Raw genomic sequence first — 14,601 nt, 5'->3', positions numbered from 1 at the left:
GGCGCCGACTGGGCCCGCCATTGGCGCCGACTCGGCGGAGGGGTCAGGCGCGGGTGCGGATCCGCCGGGCGCGCGCGAGGTTGGCCGCCAGCTGCTCGCGGGTCTGGTGCGCGTGGGCGTTCCAGGCGGGCTGGCCGGGGCCGCTGCGCCAGGACTCGCTGAGCGGGCTGACATCGACGGTGTCGAAGCCGAGCTCGTCGTAGATCCGGGTCACCAGGGCGACGGCCTCGGGGTGGTCGCTGGAGACCGAGAGAGCGTGGCGGTCCGGTGTGCCGGCGGGGCTCGCGGACAGGAACAGCCGCGGGGCCTGGATGTGGGTGAACGCCTTGGCCACCTTCGAGGTCGGCAGGTGCTCCTGGCGCAGCTCGTGCTCGGTCTTCTCACCCGACTCGACGACCTCGTAGCGGCCGTCGCGCCAGGCCATGTAGTTGTTGGTGTCCAGCGCGACCTTGCCGGCGAGCGCCTCGGTGGGCAGGTCGTTGTGCAGCCGCAGGGGAGCAGCCACGATCACGAAGTCGCCCGCCTCGGCAGCGCCGGCCGCGGTCGCCGCCCGCGCCGACGGCCCCAGCTCGGCGATGAGGTCGCGCAGCGTCTCCGGCCCGCGGGAGTTCGCGATCACCACCCGGTAACCAGCTGCGATGAGGGCCCGGGCCAGCTGGCTGCCGACCTCGCCGGCGCCGATGATGCCGACGGTCGTCGGTCCTGCGGCGCTCATGCGCGCACTCGCCCTTCGGCGGTGCTACCGGCCGCGGGCAGGGCTGCGGAGGCCAGCAGCGCGAGCTTGTCGGCGTCCGCCGTACCCGGGTCGGGGTGGTGGATCACGAGCGTCAGCCGGTCGGTCCCGCTGATCTCCAGGCGCTCCCGGTTGAGCGTCAGCTCCCCGACCTGCGGGTGGTCGAAGCGGACGGGTGCGCCGAACTGAGCCTTCACGTCGTGGCGCGCCCAGAGCTCACGGAAGCGCGGGCTGGCCAGGGACAGCTCGCCGACCAGCTCGATGAAGCGCGGGTCGTCGATGTCGGTGCCCACCGACTGGCGCAGGCTGGCGATCAGGCAGGCCGTCGAGCCCTCCCAGTCGGGATGCAGCGCCTGGTCGGCCGGGTCCAGGAACATGTCGCGGAGCTGGTTGCGGCCCGCCGCGAACCGCGGCGACAGGGCCTCGGCCAGCGGGTTCGCGGCCAGGATGTCGAAGCGCCGCCCCTCGACGTACGCCGGGTGCGGGAGGGAGGCCAGCAGGGTGAGCGTGCCCGCCGGCACGGTCTCCGGGCGGGGCCGCGGCCGGCGCCGCCGGGGCTGCTCGCAGGCCAGGCCCCGCAGGTGCGCGAGATGGGTCTCGTCGAGGCGCAGCACCCGGGCGAGCGCGTCGAGCACCTGCACCGACGGGTTGCGGTCGCGGCCGCGCTCGAGGCGCAGGTAGTAGTCGGCGCTGATCCCGGCCAGCATGGCCACCTCCTCGCGCCGCAGCCCGGGGACCCGGCGGGGACCCACGTCGGGGATGCCGGCCTGCTGCGGGGTCACCAGCCCGCGGCGTGCGCGGAGGTACTCGCCCAGGGCGTTCGGTGTGGTGGACATGGGCCGAGCGTAGGGCGGCGCGGCGCGCGCTGAGGGGGTCCTGTCGCTCCCCGGCACCCGCGCTCCCCGGCACTCGCACGGCACTCCCTGACCGCGTCGCGCGCTCCTAGCGTCGTCGGTGCCCGGCCGCCACGACCGGGATCCACCACGAGAGGACCCACCATGACCGTCACCCTGATCACCGGCGCCAACAAGGGGATCGGCTTCGAGACCGCCCGGCAGCTGGTCGACCTCGGCCACCACGTGTACGTCGGGGCGCGCGACGCCGAGCGCGGCGAGAAGGCGGCGACCGAGCTGGGCGCCCGGTTCGTCCACCTCGACGTCACCGACGACGCCTCGGTCGCCGCGGCGCTGGCCACGATCACCGCCGAGGAGGGCCGGCTCGACGTGCTGGTCAACAACGCCGGCGTCCTCGGCGACCGGCCCGTGGACGGCCCCTCCGCGCTGCAGGTCTTCGACACCAACGCCGTCGGCGTCGTCCGGGTCACCCAGGCGGCGCTCCCGCTGCTGCGGGCCGCCGAGGAGCCGGTGGTGGTCACCGTGTCCAGCAGCATGGGCTCGTTCTGGGCGGTGACCAACCCCGAACGCCCCGAGCACGGCCTGGTCAACCCGCTGTACGCCGCCTCCAAGGCGGCCGCGACCATGCTCACCGTGCAGTACGCCAAGGCCGAGCCCGGCATCACCTTCACCGCGGTCGAGCCCGGCTACACCGACACCGACATGACCGCGGCGATGGGCGGCGGCCGCCCGGTCGAGGAGAGCGCCCGGGTCGTCGTACGCCTGGTGATGGCCGGCGCGGACGCGCCGTCGGGGACGCTGCACGACGAGTCCGGCGCGCTGCCCTGGTAGCCACGGGGGTGGTGCGCCGCGGGGGCGCGGCCTACCGTCGATGAGGTGCCGGTCACCGACGTCGTCACCCAGGTCCTCGCGGCAGATCCCGCGGGGCTGCTCCCCGCCCGCCAGCAGATGGCGTTCTCGCTGGGCTGGCACATCATCCTGGCCTGCTTCGGGGTCGCGTTCCCGGCGATCATCTTCACGATCCACCTGATCGGGATCCGGCGCGACGACCCCGACGCGCTGATGCTGGCGCGCAAGTGGGGCAAGGTCTCCGCGGTGCTCTTCGCGATCGGCGCGGTCTCCGGCACCGTCCTCAGCTTCGAGATGGGCCTGCTGTGGCCCGGGCTGATGGGGCCGTACGGCGACGTGCTCGGACTGCCGTTCGCCTTCGAGGGCCTGGCGTTCTTCACCGAGGCGATCTTCTTGGGGATCTACCTCTACGGCTGGGACCGGATGCCACCCAAGCGGCACCTGCTGATGATCGTGCCGATGGCGATCACCGGCGTGGTCGGCACCTACTGCGTGATCGCGGTCAACGCGTGGATGAACGTCCCGGTCGGCTTCGACGTCGTCGACGGCCAGGTCACCAACGTCGAGCCGTGGGCGGTGCTGTTCAGCTCCGCGGCGTTCTGGCAGTTCCTGCACATGTGGATCGCGGCCTACATGGTCACCGGCTTCATGATCGCCGCCGTGTACGCCGTGGGCATGCTGCGCGGGCGCCGCGACGCCCGGCACCGCCTCGGCTTCACCGTGCCGTTCGCGTTCGCGAGCGTCTCCGCGGTGATCCAGCCGGTCGTCGGCCACCTGCTCGGCGCCCGCATCGCCGAGGCACAACCGGCCAAGCTCGCGGCGTTCGAGCTCGCCACCGAGACCGAGAGCCCCTCGCCGCTGCGGATCGGCGGCGTCCTCATCGACGGCACCGTGCGCTGGGCCATCGACATCCCCTACCTGGGCTCGCTCATCGCGCGCAGCTCCTTCACCGCCCCGGTCGAGGGGCTCGACAGCTTCCCGCCCGAGGACCGCCCGCCGGTGAACATCACGCACTGGGCGTTCCAGACGATGGTCGGGATCGGGATGCTGCTGATGCTGGCGGTGATCGTCTACTGGGTCGCTCGGTGGCGCGGGCGCGACCTGGTCGAGCAGCGCTGGTTCCTGCGCTTCGTCGCGGCCTCCGGGGTGCTGGCGATCATCGCGATGGAGGCCGGCTGGATCGCCACCGAGGTGGGCCGCCAGCCCTGGGTCGTCCAGGGGTTCCTGCGCACCACCGACGCGGCCGGCGACAACCCCGGACTGTGGTGGCTGCTCGCCGCGACCCTCGTGGTCTACACCGGGATGACGATCGGCGCGATCGTCGTGCTGCGCTCGATGGCCAGGCGCTGGCGCGCCGGCGACGTCGAGCTGCCCAGCCCGTACGGACCCGAGTCGGCCCTCGCCGCGAGCGGCGAGGGCACCGGGGACCCGGCAGGGGAGCGGCGGTGAGCCTGGCGGTCGCGGTCGCTGCCGCGCTCTTCGTCGGGGTGCTCGCCTACGCGCTCTTCGGCGGGGCCGACTTCGGCTCGGGGTTCTACGACCTCACCGCCGGCGGGACCGCCCGGGGCGCCGAGCTGCGCACGCTCGTGGACCACAGCATCGGCCCGGTCTGGGAGGCCAACCACGTCTGGCTGATCTACGTCCTGGTGATGTGGTGGACCGGGTTCCCGGAGTCCTTCGCCACCGCGATGTCCACGCTGATCCTGCCGATGCTGTTCGCGCTCGCGGGCATCGTGCTGCGCGGGGCCAGCTTCGCGTTCCGCAAGTACGCCGCCACGATCGGCCAGGCGCGGCTGTTCGGCGCCGTGTTCGCCGGCTCCTCGCTGATCACGCCGTTCTTCTTCGGCACCGTCGCCGGCGCGATCGCCTCGGGCCGGGTGCCGGCGGACGGCACCGGGGACCGGTTCGGGTCCTGGATCAACCCGACCTCGCTGTTCGGCGGCGTGATCGCGGTGGGCACGTGTGCGTTCCTGGCCGGGTGCTTCCTGTGCGCCGACGCCGTCCGCGCCGGCCACCCGCGGCTCGCCGAGCAGCTGCGTACCCGCACCCTCGGCGTGGGCATCCTGACCGGCGCCGTCGTCTTCGCCGCCCTGGTGCCGCTGCGGCGGGACGCCCCGACGCTCGCCGACGGCCTGGAGACCCAGGCGGCCCCGCTGATCGTGCTCTCGGGGCTCGCCGGTCTGGCCACGCTGGTCCTCGTGTTCCGACGCCGCTTCGCGATCGCCCGGGTGACCGCCCTGGCCGCGGTCGCGGCGGTGGTCTCCGGCTGGGGGGTCGGGCAGTACCCCTGGTTGCTCGTCGACGAGGTCACCATCGACGACGCCGCGGGGGCCGAGGCCACGCTGCGGGCGCTGCTGGTCGCGGTCGGCCTCGCGGCGGTGATCGTGGTGCCGGCGATGGCCTACCTCTTCCGGCTCACCCAGACCGAGGCCTGGTCCCGCGCCGAGCACTGAGCGCCGGGTCCCGACCGGGCCCGAGATCACCCGCGCGTGTGGTGCATGCCACACCGACGCCCGGCTACCGGCACATGTCATGCACCATCCCCGAAGGGAGCACAGCATGCTCAACGAGTCCCAGGCACCCCACATCGTCGGCGCCACCGCATACGGCGCCGGCGGAGCCAAGATCGGCAAGGTGGGTCAGCTCTTCCTGGACGACGCGACCGGACGCCCCGAGTTCGTCACCGTCAACACCGGGCTGTTCGGCACCAAGGAGTCGTTCGTCCCGGTCTCCGATGCCGAGCTCGACGGCTCCAACCTGCGCCTTCCGTACGAGAAGGACCTGATCAAGGGTGCCCCGCAGGTCGACCTCGAGGGCGGAGGGCACCTACCCGAGGGCGAGGAGGAGCGTCTCTATGCCCACTACGGGCTCGGGTCCGGCTACCTCGCCGGCGACCCGGCGCCGCCGGCCGGGACCGGGTACGCCGACCCCGGCCTGACCGGGACCGGGACGACGGGCACCGCGCCCGTCGGGCACGACACCTCCGGACCGAGCACCGACGACGCGATGACCCGTTCGGAGGAGCGTCTCAACGTCGGCAAGACCTCGCAGGAGGCAGGCCGCGTCCGACTGCGCAAGTACGTCACGACGGAGACCGAGACCCACACCGTCCCCGTCACCAAGGAGCGGGCGGTCGTCGAGTCCGAGCCGGTCACCGGCGACAACCTCGACGATGCCCTCGACGGCCCCGCGATCTCCGAGGAGGAGCACGAGGTGGTCCTCAACGAGGAGCGGCCCGTGGTCGGCAAGACCACCGAGCCGGTCGAGCGGGTACGCCTCGGCAAGGAGACGAGCGTCGAGGAGGAGACCGTCAGCGAGGAGGTCCGCAAGGAGCACATCGAGGTGGAGGGCGACGTCGACGACCGGCGTGGGCGCCCCTGATCCCGGTCCACCCCGACCCACACGACCGCTCGCGCCTCGGGGCGCGAGCGGTCGCGGCACGTCCTAGGAGGGGCCGCGGTCGCGGTAGTCGACCTCGACCCCGTCGTCGGCCTCGATCGTGACGTGCTCGCGGCGCACCTGGGCCTCGACCGTCTCTTCCTCCACCACGGTCTGCTTGCGCACGATGATCCGCTCGCGGACCACCCGCTTCTTGGTGACCACGAGGACCTCCTCGAAGACCGGGATCGAGAGCGAGCCGTCGGGCAGGGTCTCGACCTCGCCGCTGTCGTGCTCGCCGGCAGGGACCCGCTCGGAGGCGTCCGCGTGCTCCACCTCGCGCGAGACCACCTGCTCGACCGGGACGTCCTCCACGTGCTTGCGGACCCGGATCCGGCCGGCCTCGTGGGTCTCGGTGCCGATCTCGGCCCGTTCCTCGTGGCGAGTGGTCTCCGTGACCGGTTCCTCGCCCGGTGCCGTCGCACCGCTGTCGGTGTCGTTCATGGTCACCGCCCTTCGGGTGTCGTGAGCGGGTACCCGCCCACGCCCAGGACACGCAGTTGCCAGGAGGCTCAGGCCCCGGCCTCGAAGACCAGGCCCGTGCCCTCAGCGATGTGCAGCTCGCACGCGCCGTACCCGTCGCGGGGCACGAGAGCCTCCCCGGAGGGGGAGCCGTCGAGCCGGAAGGAGCTGCGGTCGCTCGGCACGGGGTCCTCCGGTCGTCGTGGGGTGAGGGGAGGAGCATGCACCACGCGCTCACCCTCGCGGGCCATTGCCAGGGAGGGCGCGGAGCAGGATCGTGAGTGGCCAACCATCCATCCGCTGCGACTCGGGCAGACAGCATGGACCGGGCGCGGCGCGTTCTCGAGGAGCGCCATGTCCCCCCAGCTCTCGTCCTCATCCGCACGACCGCGATCTCGTCGCCCCGGACGCCGGTTCGGCGCGGCGATCGCCGCGCTCACCGCCTCCGCCGCGGCGGCCGCGGGCCTGTGGGGCGCCAGCCCGGCGCCCGGCCAGGCCAGCCCCGGCGGCGGCTCCGACATGCCGGAGACCCTGCAGGCGGCGCCGGCCACCCTGCGTACGCCGTTCGAGGTGTCGAACGGCGCGCGCTGGACGACGTTCCCCGAGTCCCGGCGGTTCTGGCGCCAGCTGGACCGCAGCAGCGACCGGGTGCGGGTGACCCGGGTCGGCCGCAGCGTCGAGGGTCGGCCGCTCCAGCTCGTCGCGGTCGGCGACCCGGCGCCCGCGACGCTGTCGGAGGCCGCCGACGGCTCGGTGCTGATGTACACCTGCTCGGTCCACGGCGACGAGAACTCCGGGCGCGAGGCGTGCATGCGGCTGGCCCGGGACATGTCGACGACCACCGACCCCGCGTGGCGCCGACTGCTGCGCGACACCACGGTGCTCTTCATCAACCTCAACCCCGACGGCTGGGTCGCCAACACCCGCGAGAACGCCCAGGACCTCGACGTCAACCGTGACTACATGGCGCTGCAGTCGCCGGAGGCGCGCGCGGTGGTCAAGGTGATCCGCGACTGGAAGCCGGACGTGCTCAACGACCTGCACGAGTACGGCGCGAACCCCTACTACCGCACCGACCTGCTCCAGCTGTGGCCGCGCAACCGCCAGACCGATCAGACCATCCACGACCTCGCCCGGCTGATGAGCGAGGACTACGCCGGCGGGCAGGTGGAGGCGTCCGGCTACACCGCCGGGGAGTACGGCATCTTCGTCAAGGACGGCGAGCCGTTCCGCCAGGTCGCCGGTGACGAGCAGGGCCGGATCCTGCGCAACTACGCCGGGCTGCAGCACGTCGTCGGCATGCTGAGCGAGACCGCCAGCAACGCGCTGAACCCCGAGGAGGAGGCCGACGAGTCCCTCCTGAACCGGCGCCGGGTCGAGGTCAACTACCTCAGTGCCGTCGGGAGCGCGTACTTCACCCTGGAGAACCGCGACACCCTGACCCGGGAGACCGCCGCGGCGGCCGAGCGGGTGACCGAGGAGGGTGCCACCCGCAGCGGCGTCGTCTACTTCGCCGGCCAGGACAACGTCCTGCCCACCGAGGACTCCGAGGTCGAGCCCGAGCCGATGTGCGGCTACCAGCTCAGCACCGAGCAGCGCCAGGCCATCGCCCCGACCCTGCGCCTGCACGGCATCACCTGGAGCAACAACGCCCAGGGCGCCTACGTGACGATGGCTCAGGAGGACCAGCCGCTGATCCCGCTGCTCCTCGACGCCCGCTCGGAGTACCGGATCACCGAGGCGACGCCGGTGGAGACCTGCTGAGGCGGGGTGGGGGCTGACCGGCTGACCCTATGTAACGCGGGGTTATTGACGCTGCACACGTCGCCTACGGCGTGTGCAGCGACGATAACCCCGCGTTACATCGGGCTCAGCGCCGCCAGAACAGGTGATGCACCACGTCCCCCGAGGGGCTGCGAACGACGTCGCGATGGAAGCGGTCGAGCAGGTCCTCGGGGGTCTCCCACAGCCGCGAGCCGGCGCCGAGCTCCACCGGGGCGACGGCGACGTGCAGCGTGTCGACGAGGTCGGCGTCCAGGAACTGCCGGACCGTGTCGGCGCCGCCGCCGAGCCGGACGTCCTTGCCGTCGGCGGCCGCGAACGCCTGGTCCAGCACATCGGCCGGCGTCCCGCTCACGAAGTGGAAGGTCGTGTCGGACAGGCTGAACGACGGCCGCTCGTGGTGGGTCATCACGAAGACCGGCGTGTGGAACGGCGGCTCCTCGCCCCACCAGCCCTGCCAATCGAGGTCGGTCCACGGGCCGCGCTGCGGGCCGAACTTGTTGCGCCCCATGATCTCGGCGCCGATGTTGCGGTGGAAGTCGCGCACCAGGTAGTCGTCCAGCCCGCGGCTGCCACCAGGATCGGCGCGGTTCGGCCAGCTCGCGGTCGCGCCGGCCCAGGAGACCAGCTGCGCGGGGTCGGCGTGGCCGAACGGCCGCTCCAGGCTCTGGCCCGCCCCGGCGGCGTACCCGTCGCTCGACACGCAGAAGTTGTGCACTCGCACCTGCTGGGTCACGGCTGCTCCTCGGGATGGGGTGCAGTCCTAGACCTCGGTCCGGCCCCGGACTCATCGCCGGACTCATCGCCGGACCCGTCGCGGCGGCCATGTCGAGAAGCCGCGACCGGCTTCGTCCCCCGGATGAGACGGCCACACTGGGTCGTACGGACGAGGAGGACACGATGACCAAGTACCTGCTGCTCAAGCACTACCGAGGCGCCCCCGTCGGGGTCAACGACGTGCCCATGGACCAGTGGACCCTGCAGGAGATCACCGACCACCTGCAGTACATGTCCGACTTCGCCGCCCGCCTCGAGGGCACCGGGGAGTACGTCGACGGCCAGGCGCTGGCGCCCGAGGGGACCTTCGTGCGGTACGACGGGGAGGGGCGCCCGCCCCTCACCGACGGGCCGTTCGCGGAGACGAAGGACCTGATCGCCGGCTGGATGGTGATCGATGTCGAGAGCCAGGACCGTGCCTACGAGCTGGCCGCCGAGCTGTCCGCGGCGCCCGGTCCTGGCGGGAAGCCGATCCACGAGTGGCTCGAGGTGCGTCCGTTCCTGAACGCCCCGCCCACCGTCACCGAGTGAGCCACCGATGGGCGCCGCGGTCGACCCGGCTCTCCTGCGGCGGTTGACCCCGACCGTGATCGGGGTCCTGGTCCGCCGCGGCGCCGACTTCGCGGCCGCCGAGGACGCCGTCCAGGACGCGCTGGTCGACGCGCTCCGAGCCTGGCCGGACGATCCGCCCCGGGACCCGGCGGCCTGGCTGGTCGGCGTCGCGTGGCGGCGGTTCCTCGACGCCGCCCGGGCCGGCTCCGCGCGCCGGCACCGGGAGGAGCGGGCGGTCCGGGAACCCGCTCCGGGACCCGCGGGGTCGGTGGACGACACGTTGTGGCTGTACTTCCTGTGCGCGCACCCCTCGCTCACCCCGGCCTCGGCGGTCGCCCTCACGCTGCGCGCCGTCGGCGGCCTCACCACCCGGCAGATCGCGCAGGCCTACCTGGTGCCGGAGGCGACCATGGCCCAGCGCATCAGCCGCGCCAAGCGCACCCTCTCCGGGGAGCGGTTCGACCGCCCCGGCGACGTCGCCACGGTGCTGCGGGTGCTCTACCTGGTCTTCAACGAGGGTTACTCCGGCGACGTCGACCTGGCTGCCGAGGCGATCCGGCTGACCCGTCGGCTCGCCGCCGGCATCGAGCACGAGGAGGTCGCGGGCCTGCTCGCGCTGATGCTGCTGCACCATGCCCGGCGCTCGGCCCGCACCGGCCCGGACGGCGCGCTGGTGCCGCTCGCCGAGCAGGACCGCAGCCGCTGGGACACCGGCCTGATCGCCGAGGGCGTCGACATCCTGCAGCGCGCGCTCGCGCGGGACCGGCTGGGCGAGTACCAGGCCCAGGCGGCGATCGCGGCGCTCCACGCGGACGCCGCACGCGCTGAGGAGACCGACTGGGTGCAGATCGTGGAGTGGTACGACGAGCTCGTCCGGCTGAGCGCCAACCCGGTCGCTCGGCTCAACCGGGCGGTCGCGGTCGGGGAGGCCGACGGCCCACGCGCCGGGCTGGCGGCGCTGGGCGAGCTCGACCCGGGCCTCCCGCGGTACGCCGCGGTGGCGGCGTACCTGCACGAGCGCGACGGCGACCCGGTCACCGCGGCGAGCCTCTACGTCGAGGCGGCCCGGCGGGCGAGCAGCGTGGCCGAGCGCGACCACCTGACCCGGCAGGCGGCGCGGTTGCACGCGGCGACCTCGCGGTAGTCCGCCACACAGGGGTCGTGGATCGGCGTGATCACGACCCCTGTGTGGCGGACTACCCGGCTGCGGCCCTCATCCCCCGCGGCACGATGGCGTCATGGCAGGCGAGGGGAGGTGGCGGCGGGTGACACGAGGCTCGTGGCAGTCCGCGGTGGTGACCGCGGTCGCACTCGCCTGGGCGCGGTGCTGGGGCGGGCGCCCGGCGTACGACGAGGAGGCGGGGCTGTTCGTGTGCGCGGGGATGCGCGGCGGGTTCGCCCGCGGCGGCACGACGTACGGCGGGGTCTACCTCACCGGCCATCCTCGCCCGGGTCGAGGGGTGCTGCGCCACGAGGCGGTGCACGCCGATCAGTGGGCGCGCCACGGGATCGGGTTCGCGCTGCGCTACCTGCTCGAGGAGGCGCGACGACCCGGGGCGCGCAACCGCTTCGAGATCGAGGCCGGGCTGCGCGACGGCGGCTACCGCGAGCCGCCGCCTGGCGAGGGGAGCTAGGGGGAGATCCACGAAAACGGGTGACCCGCGCGGCCGCGATGCGTGCCAGCATGAGGCATGCGCCCCCTGGTGGTGACCGAGTTCATCAGTCTCGACGGCGTCATCGACTCACCCGGTGGCGGTGATCATCCCCGCGCCGGGTGGACCTTCGCCGACGTGCCCTTCCAGGAGGAGGCCTACGAGATCAAGGGCCGCGAGCAGCAGGAGGCCTCCGCCCTGCTGCTGGGCCGGGTGACCTACGAGGAGTTCGCGCCGGTGTGGCCGACGATGGCGGAGTTCGCGGAGTACAACGCGATGCCCAAGTACGTCGTGTCCTCCACCCTGCGTGACCTGTCGTGGGGGCCGGCGACGGTGCTCGGCTCGCTGGAGGAGGTGGCGGCGCTCAAAGACGGCGAGGGCGGCCCGATCCACGTGCAGGGCAGCGCCACGCTCGCCCAGGGCCTCGCCGCCGCCGGGCTCGTGGACCGCTACCACCTGCTGACCTTCCCCGTCGTGCTCGGCGCCGGCAAGCGGCTCTTCGCCTCCGACGCCGACCACCACGGCCGCCTCGACCTGGTCGAGCACGCGACGTACTCCAACGGCATCCGCCTCGGCGTCTACGACGTCGTGCGCTGAGCTGACCGACCGCTGCCGCGTGCCCGCCCGCGTGCCCGCCCGCGGGTGCGCGAGGATCGCGCCATGACGGAGCGCAGCAGCGGGCAGAGCATCGGCGTCGTGGGCGGCGGCATCGTCGGGCTGGCCGTCGCGCGCGAGCTCACCCGGCGGCGCCCCGGCGTCCGGGTCGTGGTGCTGGAGAAGGAGGACCGCCTCGCGCAGCACCAGACCGGGCACAACTCCGGCGTCGTCCACGCCGGGATCTACTACCGCCCCGGCAGCCTCAAGGCCGAGCTGTGCACCCGCGGGCGGAGCCTGCTGCGCGAGTACTGCGCCGAGCGCGCGATCCCTTATGAGGAGTGCGGCAAGCTGGTGGTCGCCGTCGCGCGCGACGAGCTCGGTCGTCTCGACGCCCTCGAGCGGACCGCGACCCAGAACGGGGTCCCCGGCCTGCGCCGCGTCGAGGGCGCCGGCATCACCGAGGTCGAGCCGCACGCCGCCGGCCTGGTCGCGCTGCACTCCCCGCAGACCGCGATCACCGACTACGTCGCGATCGCGCAGGCGTACGCCGACGACGTGCGCGCCGCGGGCGGGGAGGTGCGCACCGGCACCGAGGTCACCGGGATCCGGCGTACGGCGAGCGGTGTCGAGGTCGCGACCGCGCGTGAGCCGCTGCGGGTGGACCGGCTGGTGGTCTGCGCCGGGCTGTACGCCGACCGGGTCTCGCAGTGGGCCGACGGCAGCGCCGGGCCGCGGATCGTGCCGTTCCGCGGGGAGTACATGAGCGTGCGCCCGGCCAAGGCCGACCTGGTGCGCGGGATGGTCTATCCGGTCCCGGACCCGCGCTACCCGTTCCTCGGCGTGCACTTCACCCGTCGGGTCGGCGGCGGCCTCGAGGTCGGCCCGAACGCCGTCCTGGCCCTGGCCCGCGAGGGGTACCGGCGCCGCGACGCCCGGCTCGAGGACCTCCGCGCGCTGGCCGCCTGGCCGGGGTTCTGGCGGCTGGCGGCCACCCACTGGCGCACCGGCGCGCGCGAGCTGCGCGGCAGCCTCTCGGTGCGTGCCTACATGCGGGTCGCGAGCCGCTACGTGCCGCAGATCGGCGCCGACGACGTGGTCCGCGCGGGGGCCGGCGTGCGCGCGCAGGCGGTGGAGCGCGACGGCAGCCTGCTCGACGACTTCCGGGTGCTCGGCGACGACGCGGTCACCACCGTGCGCAACGCCCCCTCGCCCGCCGCCACCTCCAGCCTCGCGATCGCCGAGCACGTGGTGGACCGGATGGGGGTCTAGGGGCGGGGCGTGACATCGGGCGGGGGACCGGATTCCACCCCCGCCTCCGTGGGCAGGGTCCCCGTGGCAGCGCACCCTGCCTGCCCCGTGGATCGAAGGAGTCCGCCATGTCGCAGGCCGCCCCCCAGGCCCCGTCCGAGCGTGGGCCAGAGCCCGACGCCGGCTCGCGCGAGCGCGGGCTGGCGCGCTTCGCCCAGCTCAGCGCGGCGTGGACCGAGAAGTGGTTCCCCGACGCCTACGTGTTCGCCCTCGCCGGCGTCGTCGTCGTCAGCGTGGCGGCGTTCATCAACGGCTCCAGTCCCCGGGTCGTCGCCGAGGCGTTCGGTGGCGGGTTCTGGGACCTGACCGCGTTCACCCTGCAGATGGCGATGGTGGTGCTGACCGGCTACATCGTCGCGACGTCGCCGCCGGTCGCGCGCCTGATCGAGCGGATCGCCACGGTGCCCTCGACGCCGCGCGGGGCGGTCGCCTTCGTCGCGTTGCTGTCGTGCCTGGTCTCGATGCTCAACTGGGGCCTCAGCCTGGTCTTCTCCGGGCTGCTGGCGCGCGCGATCGCCCGGCGAAGCGACCTGCGCGCCGACTACCGGGCGCTCGGCGCCGCGGCGTACCTCGGGCTCGGCGCGGTGTGGGCGCTCGGCCTGTCCTCCTCGGCCGCGCAGCTGCAGGCCACGCCGGCCTCGCTCCCACCGGAGCTGCTCGAGATCACCGGGGTGCTCGACTTCGGGACCACGATCCTCACCTGGCAGTCGCTGGTGATGGCGGCGGTCCTGATCGCCCTCAGCGTCGCGGTCGCGTGGGCCTCGGCGCCGCGCGGCGAGGCGGTGCGCACCGCCGCCGACCTCGGCGTCGACCTGGACGACGAGGTGCCCGAGCCGCCGGTGCGGACCCGGCCCGGGGAGTGGCTCGAGCACTCGCGGATCCTGCCCGCCCTGATCGGCGCGCTGACCCTGCTGTGGCTCATCTGGCAGCTCATCGACCTGCCGCTGCTGACCGTGCTGAGCAGCCTCAACGGCTACCTGCTGGTCTTCTTGGTGCTCGGCCTGGTGCTGCACGGCACCCCGCGCCGCTTCCTCGACGCGACCTCCAAGGCGGTGCCGTCGACGGCCGGGGTGCTCGTGCAGTTCCCGCTGTACGCCGCGATGGCCGCGATCCTGACCCGGGCCGAGGGCCGCGGTGGCGTGACCGTCTCCGAGCACCTCGCCGACCTGTTCACCGGGGTCGGCGGCGGGGGCGCCTTCGCGGTCGTGATCGCCCTCTACACCGCGCTGCTGGGCCTGCTGGTGCCCTCCGGCGGCGGCAAGTGGCTGGTCGAGGCGCCGTACGTCATGCAGTCGGCGACCGACGTCGAGATGAACCTCGGCTGGACGGTGCAGATCTACAACGCCGCCGAGGCGCTGCCCAACCTGGTCAACCCGTTCTTCATGCTGCCGCTGCTCGCGGTGCTGGGCCTGCGCGCTCGCGACCTGGTCGGGTTCACGTTCTTGCAGTTCCTCTTCCACCTGCCGGTGGTGCTCCTGCTGCTCTGGCTGCTCGGGATGACCTTCGAGTTCGAGGCGCCGGTGATGCCCTAGGAGAGGCCCCGAAAACAGCTGTAACGCGGGGTTATCGTCGCTTCACACGCCGTATGCGGCGCGTT

The 14,601-nt window shown here is 73.3% G+C and carries 16 protein-coding genes; 11 read left to right on the top strand and 5 right to left on the bottom strand.

Annotated features, from left to right (window positions below; genetic code table 11):
- Nucleotides 1-43 precede the first annotated feature (43 nt).
- Together GFH29_RS20180 and GFH29_RS20850 are read right to left on the bottom strand one after the other, a co-directional pair.
- Nucleotides 44-715, bottom strand: a complete 672-nt coding sequence (locus GFH29_RS20180) for an NADPH-dependent F420 reductase (RefSeq protein WP_153325507.1) — start codon at nt 713-715, stop codon at nt 44-46.
- Complete coding sequence (locus tag GFH29_RS20850) at nt 712-1,569, bottom strand: helix-turn-helix domain-containing protein (RefSeq protein WP_153325506.1); 858 nt, start codon at nt 1,567-1,569, stop codon at nt 712-714. The genes GFH29_RS20180 and GFH29_RS20850 overlap by 4 nt, the downstream gene beginning before the upstream one ends.
- A gap of 162 nt (nt 1,570-1,731) precedes the next feature.
- Here GFH29_RS20850 and GFH29_RS20170 point away from each other — a divergent pair, with 162 nt between their 5' ends.
- From GFH29_RS20170 to GFH29_RS20155, 4 genes are all read left to right on the top strand, one after another.
- Nucleotides 1,732-2,418: an SDR family NAD(P)-dependent oxidoreductase gene (locus GFH29_RS20170; protein ID WP_153325505.1), complete on the top strand. Its 687-nt coding sequence runs from the start codon at nt 1,732-1,734 to the stop codon at nt 2,416-2,418.
- 45 nt (nt 2,419-2,463) lie between these two features.
- Nucleotides 2,464-3,885, top strand: coding sequence for a cytochrome ubiquinol oxidase subunit I (locus GFH29_RS20165; RefSeq protein WP_228387651.1), 1,422 nt, complete (start codon nt 2,464-2,466; stop codon nt 3,883-3,885).
- Nucleotides 3,882-4,889 (top strand): cytochrome d ubiquinol oxidase subunit II, encoded by a 1,008-nt coding sequence (locus GFH29_RS20160; protein WP_153325504.1) that lies wholly within the window; start codon nt 3,882-3,884, stop codon nt 4,887-4,889. Before GFH29_RS20165 ends, GFH29_RS20160 begins: the two co-directional genes overlap by 4 nt.
- A gap of 106 nt (nt 4,890-4,995) precedes the next feature.
- A complete protein-coding gene (locus GFH29_RS20155) occupies nt 4,996-5,817 on the top strand; it encodes a YsnF/AvaK domain-containing protein (protein ID WP_153325503.1) in 822 nt (273 codons plus the stop codon).
- 63 nt (nt 5,818-5,880) lie between these two features.
- Here the strand turns inward: GFH29_RS20155 and GFH29_RS20150 are convergent, their stop codons facing one another.
- Together GFH29_RS20150 and GFH29_RS20845 are read right to left on the bottom strand one after the other, a co-directional pair.
- Nucleotides 5,881-6,318: a YsnF/AvaK domain-containing protein gene (locus GFH29_RS20150; protein WP_153325502.1), complete on the bottom strand. Its 438-nt coding sequence runs from the start codon at nt 6,316-6,318 to the stop codon at nt 5,881-5,883.
- A 68-nt stretch (nt 6,319-6,386) separates the two neighbouring features.
- Complete coding sequence (locus tag GFH29_RS20845) at nt 6,387-6,521, bottom strand: hypothetical protein (protein WP_267128528.1); 135 nt, start codon at nt 6,519-6,521, stop codon at nt 6,387-6,389.
- Nucleotides 6,522-6,690: 169 nt separating this feature from the next.
- Here GFH29_RS20845 and GFH29_RS20145 point away from each other — a divergent pair, with 169 nt between their 5' ends.
- A complete protein-coding gene (locus GFH29_RS20145; protein ID WP_194289043.1) occupies nt 6,691-8,100 on the top strand; it encodes a M14 family zinc carboxypeptidase in 1,410 nt (469 codons plus the stop codon).
- Nucleotides 8,101-8,206: 106 nt separating this feature from the next.
- Here GFH29_RS20145 and GFH29_RS20140 read toward each other — a convergent pair whose 3' ends face one another.
- Nucleotides 8,207-8,854 (bottom strand): dihydrofolate reductase family protein, encoded by a 648-nt coding sequence (locus GFH29_RS20140; RefSeq protein WP_153325500.1) that lies wholly within the window; start codon nt 8,852-8,854, stop codon nt 8,207-8,209.
- Nucleotides 8,855-9,018: 164 nt separating this feature from the next.
- Between GFH29_RS20140 and GFH29_RS20135 the strand changes: the two genes are divergently transcribed.
- The 6 genes from GFH29_RS20135 to GFH29_RS20110 all read left to right on the top strand — a co-directional run bounded on the left by GFH29_RS20135 (nt 9,019) and on the right by GFH29_RS20110 (nt 14,536).
- Nucleotides 9,019-9,426, top strand: a complete 408-nt coding sequence (locus tag GFH29_RS20135) for a YciI family protein (RefSeq protein ID WP_228387650.1) — start codon at nt 9,019-9,021, stop codon at nt 9,424-9,426.
- A gap of 7 nt (nt 9,427-9,433) precedes the next feature.
- Nucleotides 9,434-10,591: an RNA polymerase sigma factor gene (locus tag GFH29_RS20130; RefSeq protein WP_153325498.1), complete on the top strand. Its 1,158-nt coding sequence runs from the start codon at nt 9,434-9,436 to the stop codon at nt 10,589-10,591.
- A gap of 121 nt (nt 10,592-10,712) precedes the next feature.
- Nucleotides 10,713-11,081: a hypothetical protein gene (locus GFH29_RS20125; protein WP_228387649.1), complete on the top strand. Its 369-nt coding sequence runs from the start codon at nt 10,713-10,715 to the stop codon at nt 11,079-11,081.
- 57 nt (nt 11,082-11,138) lie between these two features.
- Nucleotides 11,139-11,696 carry a dihydrofolate reductase family protein gene (locus GFH29_RS20120; protein WP_153325496.1) on the top strand — a complete coding sequence of 186 codons (558 nt, stop codon included), beginning with the start codon at nt 11,139-11,141 and terminating at the stop codon, nt 11,694-11,696.
- Between the two features lie 63 nt (nt 11,697-11,759).
- The gene (lhgO, locus tag GFH29_RS20115) at nt 11,760-12,965 is read left to right on the top strand and encodes an L-2-hydroxyglutarate oxidase (protein ID WP_153325495.1); all 1,206 of its coding nucleotides are present in this window, start codon (nt 11,760-11,762) and stop codon (nt 12,963-12,965) included.
- Between the two features lie 107 nt (nt 12,966-13,072).
- Complete coding sequence (locus GFH29_RS20110; RefSeq protein ID WP_153325494.1) at nt 13,073-14,536, top strand: short-chain fatty acid transporter; 1,464 nt, start codon at nt 13,073-13,075, stop codon at nt 14,534-14,536.
- The last annotated feature ends 65 nt before the right edge of the window (nt 14,537-14,601 follow it).

Origin of the sequence: Nocardioides sp. dk884, from assembly GCF_009557055.1 — a bacterium.
GTDB lineage: Bacteria > Actinomycetota > Actinomycetes > Propionibacteriales > Nocardioidaceae > Nocardioides.
The sequence above is the reverse complement of the archived record's forward strand: the minus strand, read 5'-3'. Positions and strand labels throughout refer to the sequence as shown.

Coding starts and splice junctions, on each gene's coding strand:
- GFH29_RS20180 (WP_153325507.1), bottom strand. CDS start 715: ATGAGCGCCGCAGGACCGACGACCGTCGGCATCATCGGCGCCGGCGAG.
- GFH29_RS20850 (WP_153325506.1), bottom strand. CDS start 1,569: ATGTCCACCACACCGAACGCCCTGGGCGAGTACCTCCGCGCACGCCGC.
- GFH29_RS20170 (WP_153325505.1), top strand. CDS start 1,732: ATGACCGTCACCCTGATCACCGGCGCCAACAAGGGGATCGGCTTCGAG.
- GFH29_RS20155 (WP_153325503.1), top strand. CDS start 4,996: ATGCTCAACGAGTCCCAGGCACCCCACATCGTCGGCGCCACCGCATAC.
- GFH29_RS20150 (WP_153325502.1), bottom strand. CDS start 6,318: ATGAACGACACCGACAGCGGTGCGACGGCACCGGGCGAGGAACCGGTC.
- GFH29_RS20145 (WP_194289043.1), top strand. CDS start 6,691: ATGTCCCCCCAGCTCTCGTCCTCATCCGCACGACCGCGATCTCGTCGC.
- GFH29_RS20135 (WP_228387650.1), top strand. CDS start 9,019: ATGACCAAGTACCTGCTGCTCAAGCACTACCGAGGCGCCCCCGTCGGG.
- GFH29_RS20130 (WP_153325498.1), top strand. CDS start 9,434: ATGGGCGCCGCGGTCGACCCGGCTCTCCTGCGGCGGTTGACCCCGACC.
- GFH29_RS20120 (WP_153325496.1), top strand. CDS start 11,139: ATGCGCCCCCTGGTGGTGACCGAGTTCATCAGTCTCGACGGCGTCATC.
- lhgO (WP_153325495.1), top strand. CDS start 11,760: ATGACGGAGCGCAGCAGCGGGCAGAGCATCGGCGTCGTGGGCGGCGGC.
- GFH29_RS20110 (WP_153325494.1), top strand. CDS start 13,073: ATGTCGCAGGCCGCCCCCCAGGCCCCGTCCGAGCGTGGGCCAGAGCCC.